We start from the raw sequence: 15,485 nt of genomic DNA on the forward strand, positions 1-15,485 counted from the left end.
CAGCAGTTTTTGCAGCAAGATACGGTTTTCCGGAACGTCGTCGGCGACCAGGATTTTCATCGGCGGTGGGCTTGGCGGTAAAGCGGGAAGTCTAGCCTAAACCAACCAGCGATCCCACATCCCATCGACCTTTTTAATCACATCTTCATCCTGTAGCCGGCCCAGAAAAATTGAACAGCCGCTTAATTTTACTTTGTCGGATTTAAGCAACGCCGTCATGCCCGCCGGGATGCGGCCATCCAGTGCCATGGATGGCAAGCTTCGATCCGTCCGTGGGGTCTGGATTTCGGCAATCCCTGCCGAAATGACGAGCACTACCGAGAATCTGACAAAGTAAAATTAAGCGAAAAACTTTGCGACTTTTGAACGTCCGCCCGGACCGCGCCACGGCGCGGAAAACGTCCAAAAAACCGAGAAGAAAACATTCACCGGCCTTCGAAACCGGCGTGGCGTTCGGGACTTGGCCGGCGATAAAATTCAGGCCCAATGAACTCAGGCATTCGAGGCTGATTAGTATCGGATGGTCGATAGACAAAAGCCGTGAAGCGAGCGGGTGGCCGAGGTATGCGGAAAGTCCGCCAAGCCCGAATCGCTGACGGGCGGTCTGCAAGCCCTACCCGCGAAAATCGGTCAACTGAGTTTGGAAATGTCTATTCCAGTTCAAATCAGCCATTCAAATAATAAAAGTTGTATGGTGGATGACGCTTCGCATATCCACCCTACGGCCCTACAAAACGCTACCGTGGCGCCGACGTTTCGCTGCACCGCGCGGGATTTTCGGCCGTTGGCACGTTCCGGTGAGTCGTCGGCACGGTCGAACGGTTCGACGGTACGTTCCGGCGAGTCGTTGGCGCGGTTGGATGGTTCGATGGTACGTTCCGGTGAGTCGTTGGCGCGGTCGGATGGTTCGACGGTACGTTCCGGCGGGCCGTTGGCGCGGTCGAATGGTTCGACGCTGCGTTCCGCTGAGCCGCTAACGCCGATCGCAGGATTGCTGCTGGGAGCCGCCGAGCCGTTGGCATCGACGGTCGAATGTTGCGGCCGGTTTACGATAAGCGACGCGGAGTTTTTTCAAGGCCACCGGTCGTTGCAACCTCAGCTCGCCCTGTTATTCGCCCGGACCGTGCGAACGCCCGTCCGGAATGTCCATTACGGTAAGGGCGTGCCCCGAGCGAGTCCGAAGAGCTTGCCCTGAGCGGAGCCGAAGGGCTGTCCCGAGCGGGGTCGAAGGGCCTGTCTCGAACGGAACCGAAGAACTTACCCCGATCGAGACCAAAGAGCTCGCCCCGATCGAACCCAAAAGGCTCGCCCTGAGCGGAGACTAAGGGCTCGCCCTGAGCGGAGTCGAAGGGGCCTCATCCCTCACCCGCCGAGCCGCCATCCGGCAACTCGCGTAAACCGTCCAGGCTGGCCGGCTCGGCCAGACCTTGCAGGATGGCGCTCAGAATCAAGCTCTCCCCCCAGCCCAATGCGTCCAGCAAGGCCTCGGCGTCGCGTTCGCCGGTTTGTAGGCGGCTCAGAGCCTCGGCCAGTGCGATCAAATCGTTTTGGCCCAGCCATGTCAGCACGTCGGCTCGGACGGCCACATCGCCGTCGCACCAGGCCAGGATCACGCTCGCCCATTGCCCTAACAATACTTGATTACCGGGATAGGCCCGATAGGTCTCGCGCGCCTGGCGGCGGTAAGCTTGGGCTTGGCGTAGCAGGTCTACCGGGTCGTTGCTCGTTGCGACTTGGAGAGCGGCGATGTCGGCCAATAAGCCATAAGACTTCCAGATTTCCGCCGCGCTGGGCTCCAGGGTTTTGTTCAGTGCCAAGGCTTCTTCGGCCAGCACGCGGGCTTCGTCCAACCGGTTGCTCTGGTTTTGCAACAGACCGGCGAGATTTCCCAAGCAGGCAGATAACCTCAACTTGTCATTGTCCTGGCGATACTGGGCTACCGCCTTGCGATACCAAGTTTCCGCCGCCACCGGTTTGCCCTGGCTTTCGTTGACACGGGCCAATTGATTCCAGGTGCTCGCCGCGCCGCTTTTATTGCCCAAGGCTTCGTTGATTTCGGCCGACTTGCGGTAACAGTCTTCGGCGTCCGGCCATTGGTGGGTTTTTTGATGAACCCTGCCTAGTTGATGCCAGGCTATTGCTTCAGTCGCCGGTTCTTCCAGGCTTTGGAACAGGCTTAAGGCGTCCCAATAGCGTTGTAGCGCGTCATCGTGTTGGCCGTCCTGCATTGCCAACGTGCCCAATTGGCCCATTACCACGGCCTGATTGCGTAAGTCTTGCAATTCCTCGGCTATCTTCAAGCCCGCCAGATAAGCTAGCCTGGCCTCGGCATAGCGGCCCAGATCTCTCAAAGCGTCGGCCAGATCGATCCAGCACACGCCGGTTTGCCGTTTCACGCTATCACTGGGCGGCAATTCGGCCAGAACGCTCAAGGCTTGTTGCTGATGGTCCGCAGCCAAATCCGGCCGGCCGCCGTTTTGAAAACAGCGTCCCAACCAACCTAAGGTCTGCGCCCGCTGGTAATTGGCGCTGTCGCCCAGCCCGGCCAGTAGTTGCTTGAAGACGGTGATCGCCTCGCCGATTTGGCCATCGGCGAATAATTGTTCGCCGCGCTGGGTTTGAGCCAGATACCAGCTATCCGACCCGACCGCGCCGGCCTGCTGTTCAGCCAAGCTCCCCGATTCAGCTTGCTCCCGGCGTAAGCCAAAGTGTTTCAAAAACAGGTTTACGCTATGGACAAACTCGACTGCTTGCGGCTCGCCGGCTTGCAAAGCTCCGCGCACCGCATACAGCAGATTGGGCAATTCGCGGCGGGCGATGGTGCGGGCAAAGTGGGGATTGCGGCTGTCTTCGTTGTATAAGTAATTCGCCAAGCCGTAATAGCGTTGGCGGTGGGCGGCGGTTAGCGCATCGCGTTGGACCTGGTCCAGCTCCTGCCATAGTAAGGGCGCCAAAGTCGGGTGAAAGCGTAGAAACGGTGGGTTGACCTCGGGCAGGTTTTCGGCGCCGAGCAGCGCGGCGGCTTGCAGTTGTTGGCGTAGTGCCGGCCAGTCGGCTGCCGGGATTTCAGTGACGGCCAGTAAGTCGTCTTCGAACGCGCCGCCCTGAAACACCCCCAGCCGGGGCAGCAGCGCGCGGGCGGCGGCATCGAGTTTTTCCAGCGACAATTGCAGCGAGGCTACCAGCGCGGCCGGGTGGTCTTGATCCAGCCCGGCGGGGTTGGTTTGATTCAGCAGTTGCTCCAGCCGGCCGCCCAATTCGGCGATGCGGCGGGTTTTTAATTGCGCGCTGAGTACCCGGATCGATAGCGGGTGAAAATCCACCAGCGCAAACAGTTCCACCAGTGCGTTGCGGGTCGGCGGCGGCTGGCTGGGCGCCGGCGGCAGCCGGTTGAGTTGGGCGTGCCATTGCAGCGCGTCGTCCGGTTCGGCCCGGCTGCCCAGGCCGCCGAGCGCGATGGCGATGTGCTTTAAGCTGCCCTGGCCGAGGTAGCCCGGATGATTGAAGTCCGGGCGGCGGCTGGTCAGCAACAGCCGGCTCTTGCCGGCTTCCGACCAGGCCTGCGCGGCGTCCAGCAGCGCTTTTAACGCGTCGGGCTCCAGGCTTTCCAGATTATCCAAAATGATTAAACAGGGCGGCGCGTTGCGCAGAGCCTCGGTGGCGGCGTCGGCATCGCTTAGGCTGTGTTGCAATACCACCGCCAAGGCCGCCACCGCGACGGCGACCGGGTCGCGGCTGGCGGTTTCTGCGTAATTGACGAACACGGCGCGCCGGAACAAGCCGGTGCGCAACAGCCAGCGGCCGGCTTCCAAGGCCAGCGCGGTTTTGCCCTGGCCGCCGAAACCGCTAATGCTGATGCGGCGGGCCTGGCCGGCGAAGCCGCGTTCGATTTGCCACAGTTCGCGGCGGCGGCCGAAGAAGCCGGCTTCCGGCCGGGCCGGTAAGTCGTTCGGTATTTCCGCCGCCGCCGCGGCCGGCGCGGCGCTCAGCAGCGGGCTGTCGGCGCCGGCGTGGTAGAGGGTGGGAATGAACCAGTCGTGTAAGTTCAGCGGGATGTTGTGTTCGCCGAGTTGCAGTCGGTATTTTTCCGGGTGGTTGTCCAGATAGCGTCTGGCCTTGTCCAAGGCGGCGCCCAGGCCGCGGCCTTTTGCCAGGTGTTGGTAGAACTCGCCGAATAAGGCCTGGGTGGTCGGCACCAGCACCGAATGGCTCATCGCCAATACCGCCGGGATACCGGCGGCGGTCAGCCGGGCGGCGACGCTGCCCAGCGGCTCGTCGCCGTCGCCGTGAGCGGCCGATTGGCAGGCGGACAGGATCACCAGGCCGATCGGTTGGCGATGCAGGTTTTGCCCCAGTAGCGCCGCCGACAGCAGCGCCGAATGGCCGTCGTTGTCTTCGAACAATAAATAACCGGTGTTGGGCGCGCCGCCGGCTTCGCCTTCTTTGAACGGGCCGTGCCCGCCGCCGGCGGTTTTGGCCTTATTCAGGATGCCGCCGCTTTTATCGAATACGCCGTGGCCGTCGAAATGCAGGATGTCGATGGCCGGCCGCCGGTCGTCTTCCAGGCGCTCCAGCAAGGCATCCAATGTGGCCGGACGCAGAAACTCCACGCTAATCCGGCCCGGCGCATGTTGATCGATGGCATCCAACACCGCTTCGGCGTCGGCGCGCGGGTCGATAAAGCCGGCGCCTTGCGGCCGGCTGATCACCATCAGCAAATGCAGTTGGTCCTTGGTGTGGATTTTGTGGGGTGGGCGGCCCTTGGCGGCGCCGGCATAGCGGCGGCGGATGCTGAGGGTTTCGTGGTACAGAAACGTGCCGTCCGGCGCGCTGGAGTCGTGCAGCAGTTCCCAGGGTAGGCCGAGGATGGCCGGGTGGTCGGCGCCGACGGTCAGCAGTAGGGTGGCGCCGCGCGCATCCTGAAACTCGTTGAACAGGCGTTGGGCTTCGCGTTGGCCGAATACCGCGTCGAATAAGGCCTTGCCCAGTAGCGGCAAGCGGTTTTTGATGCGCTGGGCTTCCTGGTCGTCCGGATCGCCGAGGGCGTGGGCGGCGTAGACTTCCACGTACCAGCGCAAGTCGTCGCGGTCCTTGGCCGTGATCGGGTTGCTAAACGGCAGGGCTTCGGTTTCGTTGTCGCCCAGGCGCACGATGACCTGGTCGGGCTTGGGGAAACGCAGGTTTAGTTCCAAACTCATCGCGGCGTCCTGGGCGGTTGGGTTAAGTTAAATGTGGCGGTTGGGTGGTGTCTGTCGGTCATTGGCGTCGAGCGGTTCGTGGTTCGACAGGCTCACCACGAACGGATTGGCGAGCTCGCCGCGAACGGATTGCCGGGCTCGTCGCGAGTGGGTTGCCGGGCTAGCCGCGAATGGATTGTGGGCTCGTCGCGAGTGGATTGCCGGGCTAGCCGCGAATGGATTGCGGGGCTCATCACGAACGGATTGCCGAGCTAGCCGCGAGCGGGTTGTTGCCGCCGGAAGCGGATTGACAAGTTTCCCGTGTGCGGCGGGGCAGACGCGCTGCAAGCGCTTCGTTGTGCCGGCCGCGAACAGCGCGCTGAACCATCAAACGGCCTTCAATAACCGTTCGCCCTGAGCTCGTCGAAGGGCGCGCCGCCTCGAACCGCGATCTAATCGCCGCCAACCGCTGCATGTTAGTGGGGCGAATCAATCCGCGTTGCCGCAATCGTCGCAAATGGCTTTGATGCCGATGCTGGTCAGGGTGTTGAGCACGATCACCGAAATCGCCACCGCCGCCGGATTCAATGCCGAGCCGGCAATGCCCAGCGCGGCCAGCCAGAAGTAACTGCGTTCCACGGCGTCCTTGGCGCTGAGGTCTTGCCATTTTTGCCATTGGCCGTGCAGATAGCCGCCTTCCAGGCACAGATCGTCGCGCAGCTTGCCGCGAAACTTTTCCCAGAATACGCCAAAGCTTTCGCCGGCGGCTTGTTCGACTACGGCGCGTTGTTCGGCGTCGTCGGGACGGTCGGACGGTTCGGCTTCTTTGGTTCGGGCCAATCCGGCTGCGCTGCCGGCAAGGCGCAATGCGGCGAGCTGGGTTTCCACTTGCTCGGCCAGTTCGGTGAGGGTGTCGGGGTTTAACGCTGTCATGCAAGATCCTTGAGCGTGGCGAACAAAAATCGCGCCCGGACGGCGGCGCGGCTAACGGCCGCAGTGTAAACCGCCGAGCCGGCGGGCCGCAACTTGCCGGTTGTCGCCGGGACGATGCGGTAACGTTAACCGTTGGTCCGGAGTGCGGTGGAAGGGCGAACTGGTTTAACTGATTATCCGACTCTATTAAACACGGGTATTTCGAAGATATGAACGGTATTTAAGGGCCGGGTTAATAACGGCATGGGTCGCCGGGCTGGGACCTGCCGTTTTGAGACTCAGGTTTCGGCTTCGATTTCGTAGCCGGCGTATTTGCGGATGTTGATGACGCCGTTGTCGAAAATCAGGTATTGGCCTTTGATGCCGAGCAAGGTACCGGCCACGCTCGGGTCTTTGTCCATATTGAAGGATTTGACCTTGGTCGGGTATTCCAGCACTGGATATTCCAAGCGAACCGCTTCGGCGTCGGACAGCAGCGTCGGCGGCTGCTCGGCGAAACGTTCGTTAATGGCGGCCAGTTCGGCTTGGCATTTATCCAGCAGTTGGTCGCGCAAGGCCGGCAGGTCCAGTTCGACGGTGTTGTTTTTCAGCATTTGCTGCCAACTGGTCTTGTCGCTGACGTGTTCGGCCAGCGCGATTTCGATCAGCCCGGACAAGTGGCGGGAGGCGACTTCGAATACTGGAATGGCTTGTACGGCGCCCTGGTCTATCCAGCGAGTCGGAATTTGCGATCGGCGGGTGATGCCCACCTTGATGCCGGACGAATTGGCCAGGTAGACGATGTGCGGTTGGAAGCAAAACTCTTCGCCCCAGCTCGGTTCCCGGCAAGTGCCGGCGGCGTAATGGCAGGTTTCCGGTTTGACGATGCACATATCGCATTGTGCTAGCTTTATGAAACAAGGGTAGCAATAGCCTTGGTTAAAACTTTTCTTGGTCTTATTGCCGCAATGCACGCAAAAGATTTTTCCGGTATGACGTAGCGTCAAAGTTTTGCCGATCAGCGGGTTTAACGGGAGTTGTTGCTCGCCGACCGGCAAGCTGTATTGCACCGGATTGGCCAGCGCGCCGCGCATTTTTTCCAGACTGCCTATCACCTGTTTATCCTGAAGACTGGGGAACAGCGACTATAATGACAGCCTTTCCCACGTGCTCAAAGAGGATTTGATGTCGTTTATGCAAGTCGCCGCCGGCGGCAACGTACCGTTCGAAATGAATGTAGTGGTCGAAATTCCGGCTTTCAGCGATCCGGTTAAATACGAAGTGGATAAACACACCGGTGCGTTGACGGTGGACCGCTTCATGGGTACCGCGATGCAATATCCCTGCAATTACGGCTACATTCCGCAAACCTTGTCCGAGGACGGCGATCCGGTCGATGTGATGATTATCACCCCCGCGCCGCTGCTGAGCGGCTGCGTGATCCACTGCCGGCCGGTCGGGATATTGAAGATGGTGGACGAGGCCGGACCCGATCCGAAGCTGTTGGCGGTGCCGATGCCGCAGCTAACGCCGTTTTACAATCACGTGACCGACTACCGGGACTTGCAGCCGGACAAGCTGGCGAAAATCACCCATTTTTTCCAGCATTACAAGGACCTGGAAGACGGCAAATGGGTCAGGGTGGAAGGTTGGGGCGGCGTTGAGGACGCCAGAAATGAAATTCTGGAAGGCATAGAGCGTTACAAAAACTCGCATAGCAGCCGACGCTGAGCGCCGGCGATTGACGGATTAACCGAACAGGTTTTTCGAGTTTTTACTGTTGCGGAACACCAGCGGTTTTTCATCGCCGGATAAGGTCAGTTCTCGTGCCGAGGCGATCGCCGCATCGATGCGATGGCGTTCCGGCGATTTGCCGCAGACCGGGTCGGTGCTGTACATGTCGCCGTTGAACTGGAAAGCCTGACAGCGGCAACCGCCGAAGTCCTTGCCTTTTTCGTCGCAACTGCGGCAAGGCTCCTGCATCCACTCGGTGCCGCGGAAGAAATTGAAGGTTTTCGACTCGTTCCAGATCTGCTCGATGCTGTAATCCTTGACGTTGGGACAGTCCAGGCCGGGCAGTTCGCGGGCGGAATGGCAAGGCAGCGCGGTGCCGTCCGGGGCGATGGTCAAAAAGGTGGTGCCCCAGCCGTTCATGCAGGCTTTCGGGCGGTCTTCGTAAAAATCCGGCACGACGTAATAGATCTTCATTTTGCCGGCGACTTTTTCCTTGTAAGCCTGGGCGATTTTCTCGGCTTCCTCGAATTGTTCCTTGGTCGGCAGCAACGCGTCGCGATTGATATGGGCCCAGCCGTAGTATTGGGTGTTGGCCAGTTCCAGATAATCGGCGCCCAGGTTTTCGGCCATTTCCAGAATCTGTGGCATCTGATGAATGTTTTCGCGGTGGATGACCACGCACAACACCATTGGGTAACCGTGTTTCTTGATCAGGCGGGCGACTTCCTGTTTATGCTCGTAGGTCGCGGTACCGGCGATGTGGTCGTTGAGCTCTTGAGTGCTGGCCTGTATGCTGATTTGGATATGGTCTAGGCCGGCCTGCTTCAAGTCGACGATTTTCTGTTCGGTCAGGCCGTAGCCGGAGGTGATCAGATTGGAGTAATAACCCAGCTCGCGGGCGTGGCCTACCAGTTCCACCAAGTCTTGGCGGGTGAGCGGCTCGCCGCCGGAAAAACCCAGTTGCACCGCGCCCATTTTACGGGCTTGGCTGAGCACCCGCTTCCAGTCGTCGGTGCTCAGCTCGTCCGGATATTTGGCGTAATCCAGCGGATTCGAGCAATACGGACATTGCAGCGGACATTTGTAGCTCAGTTCCGCCAGCAGCCAGCGCGGCGGGGTGATATTAGCCTTGTTTGATCCAGCCATTTTGCAGCGCGATGTCCAGGAAATTGTGGATGTCGTTGGTTAGCCCGGAGGTAGCGAATTTGGCTTCCAGCTCTGCGACAATTTGCGCCGGATTATGGACGCCGTCGCACAGCTTGAGGATTTCCGCCGAGCTTTGGTTGAGTTCGACCATGCCTTCGGGGTACAGAATCACGTATTTTTGTTGGGCTTCTTCCCATTGCAGGCGGTGCAGCGGCGAGAATTGCAAGATTTGGTCGGGGTTAAGGGTCATGGGTTAATGTCAATGGCTGGCAAAGCAATGATGTTAAATTGGCCGCAAATCGGGATGTCGTGATCTGGCCGGTGCTGTCGTACTGGCTGACGGTGCCGTTTTCTTCGACCAACCAGACTTCGATGGCACCCGCTTGCAGGAATAGCTCGACCCGTTCCAGCATGTCTTTAGCGGTGTTTGAGGGCGACAGGATTTCGATGCACAGTTCGGGGGCGGAAGACGCCCACAATTCGGCTTGATGCATCAGGGTATAGCTTTCCGATCCCCAGGCGACATCGGGAACCCGGACGCCTTGGCTGGTTTGGATCGCCAATTCGGTAAATACCTCGCCACCCAATTGTAGCGATAATTGCACGGCGATTTTGGCTTGCAACCGGCTATGACTGAATGATGCGGGTGACATTTCGATGACCCCCTTTTCGTTCAATTCGATTTTATAAGGCAAATTTTGTAGCGATGGATCTGCGAGTACGTCTTGCCAGCGCATGATTGCCTCCTAAGCAATATCTTCAAAAATTTCGCTCGTCGGTATGCGAATCCCGAGGCTGCGCAGTTGGCAATCGACGTCGCCGACATAATCGTGCAACAGCCAGTCGTTGTCGGCGGCGCGGCGGAAGCATTCGACCCGGCGGGCTTCGATGTCGACAATCAAATATTCCTTCAGCGAATCGAGCTTACGGTAGACGGCGAATTTGCCGCCGCGGTCGTAAGCGGCGGTAGAGTCCGACAGCACTTCTACGACCAGCGATGGGTTAGAAATAAATTGCTGGTTGCTCAAGTCGCCGGGATGGCAGGATACCATCACATCGGGGTAGAAAAAGGCGTCGGCAGCATCAACCCGTAGTTTCAGGTCTGCGACATAAGGCCGGCAAGGCGTGCCGCGCAAGCGTTGCTTCAAGCCTGCAAAGATATTGCCGCAGACGACCACATGGTCCTGCCGCGCTCCAACCATCGCAAACACTTCTCCCGCCACGAATTCATGCTTCTCGACTTGGGTTTCCTCCCAGGCTAGGTAGTCTTCGGCGGTGAGGTGCTGCTGCAATGCTGTTTGCATTATTGCTCGATATTGAAATACGGCGGCATGTCGGCGACATAAGCCAGATACATCGCATCGGCCATGCTCCACAATACATCCAGTTTAAATTTCAGAATTTGCACCATGCGTTCTTGCTGTTCGCGGGTTTTGTACCAGTCCAGCGTCAATTCCAGTCCATGCTCGACATCGCGGCGGGCTTCGGTCAGGCGCTTGCGGAAGTAAGTGTAACCCTCTTGTTCGACCCAAGGATATACGTCCGGCCAATTGTCCAGGCGCTGTTGATGAATTTTCGGGGCGAATAGTTCCGTCAGGGAGGAACTGGCGGCTTCGTGCCATTCGGCGCGGCGGGCGAAATTCACGTAGGCATCGACCGCGAAGCGCACGCCGGGCAGCACGTGTTCCAGCGAAGTAATCTCTTCCCGAGTCAAGCCGACTGCGATGCCTAAACGTATCCAGGCCTCGATGCCGCCTGGGTCGCCGGGATGGCCGTCGTGGTCCAGAATGCGCTGTACCCATTTGGCGCGGGTTTCGCGGTCCGGGCAATTGGCCATGATGTTGGCGTCCTTGATCGGGATCATCACCTGGTAATAAAAGCGGTTGGCGACCCAGCCTTGCAATTGCTGTTTGGTCAGCTTGCCTTCATTCATCAGCGTGTGCATCGGATGATGAATGTGGTAGAACTTTTCCATGCCGCGCAGTTTGGCTTCGAATTCGTCGCGGCTCCAGGGTTGATTATCTGCAGTCATGTAACACCTTGGTTATAAGTCAATTTCCAGTCCGTCGTAAGCCACTTCGATGCCGTTGGCATCCAGGGTTTTACGCTCCGGCGAATCTTCGTCGAGAATCGGGTTGGTGTTATTGATATGTATCAAAATCTTGCGGGCGTTCGGTACGCCGTTCAACACATCGATCATTCCGCCGGGACCGGATTGCGGCAAGTGGCCGATTTCGCGGGCGTGTTTGTGGCTGATGTTGCGCACCACCATTTCATCGTCGGTCCAGAAAGTGCCGTCTACCATCAGGCAATCGACGTTTTGCATCGCCGCCATGACCTGCGGTTCGATTTCGCCGAGGCCCGGTGCGTAATACAGCTTCTTGCCGGTGGAAATTTGTTCGACGACGACGCCGATGTTGTCGCCGTCATGCGGATCGTGGCGGTGCGGCGAATACGGCGGTGCTTTGCTCTTCAAGGCATGGGCGTAAATGCGAATGTCGTCTATGCCGGGAATCTCGAACGGCGTTTCGTCGCAGGCAATCGGATGATGGTTGACCGTGCAATAGTCTTTCAGCATCGTGAACAGCGGGAAACCGCTGGTCAGATCTTGCGTGACCATCTCGGTGCAATACACTTCCAAAGGCTTGCCTTCGCGCAGCATCAGCATGCCGGTGGTGTGGTCGATTTGACTGTCGATCAACAAAACGGCCTTGATGCCGGTGTCGCGGATGCCGGTTTTGGGCTGGATGGCCGGAAAGGCTTCCAGTTGGGCCCGAATATCAGGCGAGGTGTTGAACAGCAACCAGTTGCGTCCGTCGCTGCTGACGGCAATCGACGATTGGGTGCGGGCCTTGCCGTTGAATTCGCCTCTGCGGTAACGGCCGCAATTGTCGCAATTGCAATTCCATTGCGGGAAACCGCCGCCGGCGCCGGCGCCGAGAACTCTGATTTTCATGAGTGATTCGCGTGAATGAAAGAGCGCCGCATGATACGGGATTCAAAAACGCCAGGCAAAAAAAAGGGGCAGGAAAATTGCCCCTTTTTAGGAACAACCGTTGCGATTAACGGTTGTAGATGTACATGGTGACTTCGAAGCCGAAACGCATGTCATTGTAAGCAGGTGTTTCCCATTTCATTTGTATACCCTCCAGAGGCTTTGTTGTAGTGTGCTAGCTTGATCAAGAAAGCTGCCCGAAGTATACGATGAAGCGTTTTATTCCGCAACTGACGCAAATCGTCCTCGGGTAGCGGGCTTTTCGAGCGCGCTACCCCGCGTAAGTTCCCGGCGCCGGGGTGTTTGCGGTGGAATAAGCCAGGCGCTCTCGGCGGGAGTCCTTTATACTGTTGCACTGGTCATTAAGCGGTGAGTTTCAAGTGCATGAAAACCTATCTGGTCGGCGGCGCGGTGCGTGATCGTTTGCTGGATCTTCCGGTGACGGAGCGCGATTGGCTGGTGGTTGGCGAAACCGCCGAGGCCATGTTGTCGCGAGGATTTCGACCGGTCGGCAAGGATTTTCCGGTGTTTTTGCATCCCGAAACTCACGAGGAATACGCCTTGGCTCGTACCGAGCGCAAAACCGCGCCGGGGTATAAAGGATTTGCCGTCGACGCTTCGCCCGAAGTGACGCTGGACGAAGATTTATTACGCCGCGATTTGACGGTCAATGCGATGGCGCTCGACGCCGACGGCCGGTTGATCGATCCCTACAACGGCCAACGCGACTTGCAAAATCGTTTGTTGCGGCACGTTTCGCCGGCGTTTTGCGAAGATCCGGTGCGGATTCTGCGGGTGGCGCGGTTCTCGGCACGTTACGCTCACTTGGGTTTTGTCGTGGCCGACGAGACGATGGCCTTGATGGCGGACATGGTCGCGGCCGGCGAGGCCGATTATTTGGTAGCCGAGCGGGTTTGGGCGGAATTGTCCAAGGCTTTAGTGGAACCGCGTCCGGCGGCGTTTTTTCAAGTGTTGCGCGATTGCGGCGCATTGAAGGCGATTTTTCCGGAAATCGACGCTTTGTTTGGCGTGCCTCAGCCGGAAAAACATCATCCGGAAATCGATACCGGCATCCATGCTCTGATGGTGTTGGAACAAGCGGCTAAATTGTCCGCCAGCGCCGAGGTTCGTTTGGCGGCCTTGCTGCACGATTTGGGTAAGGCGCTGACGCCCAGCCATTTCTGGCCTAGCCATCACGGCCACGAACAAAAAGGTTTGCCGGTGCTGGAGCGTTTTTGCGAACGTTTGCGGGTGCCTAAGGTCCATAAAACGCTGGCGGCCCACGTCATGGCTTACCATACCCACTGCCACAGAGTCTTGGAGTTGCGGCCCGACACGCTGGTCGACATGTTGCAGGCGATCGGCGCGTTCAAGCCGGACAGCTGCCTGGAGGATTTTATTCTGGCTTGCGAAGCCGACGCGCGCGGCCGAACCGGTTTCGAACAGCGCGACTATCCCCAAGCCGCCTATCTGCGCGAGGCCGCCGCCGCCGCGATGGCGGTCGATACGACGTCGGCTACTCAAAACGGCGTATCCGGCCCGCAAATCGGCGCGGCCATCCGGCAGCTGCGCATTGCCGGAATCCAGCAATTCAAACAGCGGCGCTTGGCCGCGGAGCAGCCGCTAAGCGCATGAACGCGATTTTAACGTCCGCCGGGTTGCTGGTTTGCAGCAATGTATTCATGACTTTCGCCTGGTACGCCCATTTGAAGGAGTTGAACGGTCGGCATTGGTTGCTGGCGGCCCTGGTCAGTTGGGGCGTCGCGCTGTTCGAGTATTTGTTTCAGGTGCCGGCCAATCGCATCGGCTACACCGTCTTGAGCGTCGGCCAGTTGAAAATCGTTCAGGAAGTGATCGCGTTGAGCGTGTTCGTGCCGTTCTCCGTTTATTACCTGAAAGAACCGCTGAAACTCGATTATCTCTGGGCCGGTCTGTGTCTGCTGGGCGCGGTGTATTTCATGTTTCGTTCCAAATTGGGATAGGCGATGGTTGCAGTTTGCCGGAGTCCCTTCCCGTTCTCTTTTTAGGTTAGCGCATGCTCAGCTATCGCCACGGGTTTCACGCCGGCAATTTCGCGGATGTTTTAAAGCACAGTTTGCTTAGTCTGGCGATCGCCGCGCTCAAGCAAAAGGTCAAGCCCTTCGTGTACATCGACACGCACGCCGGGGCCGGCAAATATGCGCTTAAATCGGAGTTTGCCCAGAAAACCGGTGAATACCGCGAGGGCATCGCCCGACTTTGGGACGAAAAACAACCGTTACCCTTGCTGCGCGATTATTTGGCGGCGGTCAGGGCCGAAAATACCGGAAACCGTCTGGCGCGCTATCCCGGCTCGCCGCAGCTGGTAAGACGCTTGGTCAGGTCGCAAGATCGGTTATCATTGTCGGAATTGCATACCAGCGACTTTCAGGTCTTACAACAACTATATGCCGGAGACAATCAGGTGACGGTGGCAAAAGAAGACGGTTTGCGAATGTTGGGCAAAAAATTGCCGCCGATTCAGAAGCGCGCCCTGATTCTGATCGATCCGAGTTACGAACTGAAGAGCGAATATCAAGCCGTGGTTCAAGCGCTGGCGGCCGCTTACCACCGGTTTGCCGGCGGCGTTTACGCGCTTTGGTATCCGGTGATCGATAGAGACGCAACCGAGCGCTTTATGCGGCTTTTGGTCGCGACCGGCATTCCCAAGCAATTGCGCATCGAGCATTGTGTCGCAGCCGATACGGCGGGCAGAGGGATGACCGGGGCCGGAATGGTCTTCTTTAATCCGCCCTGGCAACTCGATCGGCAGGCCGAGGAATTGTTGCCTTGGCTGGATGGCGTGCTGGCGGCCGGGCGAGGCCAGTGGCGGGTGGATTGGCAGGTGCCGGAAACGGTCGCATCGGCGGCGGACAGGAACTGAATCAATGCTTAGAAGACATCTCGACTTAATCATCGTCGGTTTCATCGTGCTGGCGATCGTCATGTACGACATCACGCTGGAGTTGTTGGGCGAGTTGTTTCATTTGTTGTTCGAATTACTGCACGGCGCGTTCGAATGGATAGAACTGGGTATCGAAGAAGCGGTCGAGGTGGCGTTTCACATCCTGAATATCGGCGAGGTGGTCGAGTTTCTGTTCGATACCGGTCGTCACGGCAGTCAAGTCGTGACTTTTTACATTTTGATGTCCATGATCGGTTACGCCTTGTACCGTTTGTGGAAAATCATGCCGAGGATTTGGCTGACGTTCAAACTGTGGCTGAGCGAATGCTGGGTTCGCCGGAAAACCGAATACGAGTTGTATTGGCAATCGTTGACGCTGACTCATAAAGCCGCGTTGCTGGTGGTCGTGGTCGCGGTCGGTTATATTGCTTCTTTTTTCGTCATCTGAGCAGCCCGGCCGCCGGAACCTATAAACTTTAACTCATTCATGTCCCTACTCGATCAAGTTACCGACTCCATCCTGGCCGCAAACGGCCTGCAAGTTCAAGACGTAGACCGGGTGATGGCCGCTCTGCTGGGCGCGCCGGTCGATGCCGCC

16 protein-coding genes are annotated in these 15,485 nt (G+C 58.4%); 5 read left to right on the top strand and 11 right to left on the bottom strand.

What is annotated here, in order from left to right; all coding sequences use genetic code 11:
• Nucleotides 1–96 precede the first annotated feature (96 nt).
• The 4 genes from A1355_RS22270 to A1355_RS22290 all read right to left on the bottom strand — a co-directional run bounded on the left by A1355_RS22270 (nucleotide 97) and on the right by A1355_RS22290 (nucleotide 7,204).
• Nucleotides 97–258: a hypothetical protein gene (locus A1355_RS22270; RefSeq protein WP_157197999.1), complete on the bottom strand. Its 162-nt coding sequence runs from the start codon at nucleotides 256–258 to the stop codon at nucleotides 97–99.
• 1,097 nt (nucleotides 259–1,355) lie between these two features.
• A complete protein-coding gene (locus A1355_RS22280) occupies nucleotides 1,356–5,198 on the bottom strand; it encodes a CHAT domain-containing protein (RefSeq protein ID WP_064031477.1) in 3,843 nt (1,280 codons plus the stop codon).
• A 468-nt stretch (nucleotides 5,199–5,666) separates the two neighbouring features.
• A complete protein-coding gene (locus A1355_RS22285; RefSeq protein ID WP_064031478.1) occupies nucleotides 5,667–6,110 on the bottom strand; it encodes a hypothetical protein in 444 nt (147 codons plus the stop codon).
• 278 nt (nucleotides 6,111–6,388) lie between these two features.
• A complete protein-coding gene (locus A1355_RS22290) occupies nucleotides 6,389–7,204 on the bottom strand; it encodes a DUF2797 domain-containing protein (protein WP_231883767.1) in 816 nt (271 codons plus the stop codon).
• A gap of 70 nt (nucleotides 7,205–7,274) precedes the next feature.
• Between A1355_RS22290 and ppa the strand changes: the two genes are divergently transcribed.
• Entirely contained in the window at nucleotides 7,275–7,820 is a 546-nt protein-coding gene (gene ppa / locus A1355_RS22295) for an inorganic diphosphatase (protein WP_064031479.1), read from the top strand.
• An 18-nt stretch (nucleotides 7,821–7,838) separates the two neighbouring features.
• Here ppa and pqqE read toward each other — a convergent pair whose 3' ends face one another.
• The 7 genes from pqqE to pqqA form a co-directional block, all read right to left on the bottom strand.
• On the bottom strand, nucleotides 7,839–8,969 hold the full coding sequence (gene pqqE, locus A1355_RS22300) for a pyrroloquinoline quinone biosynthesis protein PqqE (protein WP_064031480.1): 1,131 nt from the start codon (nucleotides 8,967–8,969) through the stop codon (nucleotides 7,839–7,841).
• Nucleotides 8,947–9,219, bottom strand: coding sequence for a pyrroloquinoline quinone biosynthesis peptide chaperone PqqD (pqqD, locus tag A1355_RS22305; RefSeq protein WP_064031481.1), 273 nt, complete (start codon nucleotides 9,217–9,219; stop codon nucleotides 8,947–8,949). The genes pqqE and pqqD overlap by 23 nt, the downstream gene beginning before the upstream one ends.
• Entirely contained in the window at nucleotides 9,209–9,706 is a 498-nt protein-coding gene (locus tag A1355_RS22310; protein WP_064031482.1) for a Uma2 family endonuclease, read from the bottom strand. The genes pqqD and A1355_RS22310 overlap by 11 nt, the downstream gene beginning before the upstream one ends.
• A gap of 9 nt (nucleotides 9,707–9,715) precedes the next feature.
• Entirely contained in the window at nucleotides 9,716–10,273 is a 558-nt protein-coding gene (locus A1355_RS22315; protein WP_064031483.1) for a Uma2 family endonuclease, read from the bottom strand.
• Nucleotides 10,273–11,001, bottom strand: a complete 729-nt coding sequence (pqqC, locus tag A1355_RS22320; RefSeq protein ID WP_064031484.1) for a pyrroloquinoline-quinone synthase PqqC — start codon at nucleotides 10,999–11,001, stop codon at nucleotides 10,273–10,275. The genes A1355_RS22315 and pqqC overlap by 1 nt, the downstream gene beginning before the upstream one ends.
• Nucleotides 11,002–11,013: 12 nt before the next feature.
• Entirely contained in the window at nucleotides 11,014–11,925 is a 912-nt protein-coding gene (gene pqqB, locus A1355_RS22325; RefSeq protein ID WP_064031485.1) for a pyrroloquinoline quinone biosynthesis protein PqqB, read from the bottom strand.
• 106 nt (nucleotides 11,926–12,031) lie between these two features.
• Nucleotides 12,032–12,106: a pyrroloquinoline quinone precursor peptide PqqA gene (gene pqqA, locus A1355_RS24855; RefSeq protein WP_054760176.1), complete on the bottom strand. Its 75-nt coding sequence runs from the start codon at nucleotides 12,104–12,106 to the stop codon at nucleotides 12,032–12,034.
• 242 nt (nucleotides 12,107–12,348) lie between these two features.
• On the opposite strand from pqqA, the gene A1355_RS22330 reads away from it, so the two are divergent.
• From A1355_RS22330 to A1355_RS22345, 4 genes are read left to right on the top strand one after another with little or no spacing between them, the layout of a single operon-like run.
• Nucleotides 12,349–13,599: a multifunctional CCA addition/repair protein gene (locus A1355_RS22330; RefSeq protein ID WP_064031486.1), complete on the top strand. Its 1,251-nt coding sequence runs from the start codon at nucleotides 12,349–12,351 to the stop codon at nucleotides 13,597–13,599.
• Nucleotides 13,596–13,946 (top strand): DMT family protein, encoded by a 351-nt coding sequence (locus A1355_RS22335; RefSeq protein WP_064031487.1) that lies wholly within the window; start codon nucleotides 13,596–13,598, stop codon nucleotides 13,944–13,946. Before A1355_RS22330 ends, A1355_RS22335 begins: the two co-directional genes overlap by 4 nt.
• A 53-nt stretch (nucleotides 13,947–13,999) precedes the next feature.
• A complete protein-coding gene (locus A1355_RS22340) occupies nucleotides 14,000–14,866 on the top strand; it encodes a 23S rRNA (adenine(2030)-N(6))-methyltransferase RlmJ (protein WP_064031488.1) in 867 nt (288 codons plus the stop codon).
• Nucleotides 14,867–14,870: 4 nt separating this feature from the next.
• On the top strand, nucleotides 14,871–15,335 hold the full coding sequence (locus A1355_RS22345; protein WP_064031489.1) for a hypothetical protein: 465 nt from the start codon (nucleotides 14,871–14,873) through the stop codon (nucleotides 15,333–15,335).
• The last annotated feature ends 150 nt before the right edge of the window (nucleotides 15,336–15,485 follow it).

It is taken from the genome of Methylomonas koyamae, from assembly GCF_001644025.1.
GTDB lineage: Bacteria > Pseudomonadota > Gammaproteobacteria > Methylococcales > Methylomonadaceae > Methylomonas > Methylomonas koyamae_A.

Coding starts and splice junctions, on each gene's coding strand:
- ppa (WP_064031479.1), top strand. CDS start 7,275: ATGTCGTTTATGCAAGTCGCCGCCGGCGGCAACGTACCGTTCGAAATG.
- pqqE (WP_064031480.1), bottom strand. CDS start 8,969: ATGGCTGGATCAAACAAGGCTAATATCACCCCGCCGCGCTGGCTGCTG.
- pqqD (WP_064031481.1), bottom strand. CDS start 9,219: ATGACCCTTAACCCCGACCAAATCTTGCAATTCTCGCCGCTGCACCGC.
- A1355_RS22345 (WP_064031489.1), top strand. CDS start 14,871: ATGCTTAGAAGACATCTCGACTTAATCATCGTCGGTTTCATCGTGCTG.
- A1355_RS22330 (WP_064031486.1), top strand. CDS start 12,349: ATGAAAACCTATCTGGTCGGCGGCGCGGTGCGTGATCGTTTGCTGGAT.
- A1355_RS22310 (WP_064031482.1), bottom strand. CDS start 9,706: ATGCGCTGGCAAGACGTACTCGCAGATCCATCGCTACAAAATTTGCCT.
- pqqC (WP_064031484.1), bottom strand. CDS start 11,001: ATGACTGCAGATAATCAACCCTGGAGCCGCGACGAATTCGAAGCCAAA.
- A1355_RS22335 (WP_064031487.1), top strand. CDS start 13,596: ATGAACGCGATTTTAACGTCCGCCGGGTTGCTGGTTTGCAGCAATGTA.
- A1355_RS22285 (WP_064031478.1), bottom strand. CDS start 6,110: ATGACAGCGTTAAACCCCGACACCCTCACCGAACTGGCCGAGCAAGTG.
- A1355_RS22340 (WP_064031488.1), top strand. CDS start 14,000: ATGCTCAGCTATCGCCACGGGTTTCACGCCGGCAATTTCGCGGATGTT.
- A1355_RS22315 (WP_064031483.1), bottom strand. CDS start 10,273: ATGCAAACAGCATTGCAGCAGCACCTCACCGCCGAAGACTACCTAGCC.
- pqqB (WP_064031485.1), bottom strand. CDS start 11,925: ATGAAAATCAGAGTTCTCGGCGCCGGCGCCGGCGGCGGTTTCCCGCAA.
- A1355_RS22280 (WP_064031477.1), bottom strand. CDS start 5,198: ATGAGTTTGGAACTAAACCTGCGTTTCCCCAAGCCCGACCAGGTCATC.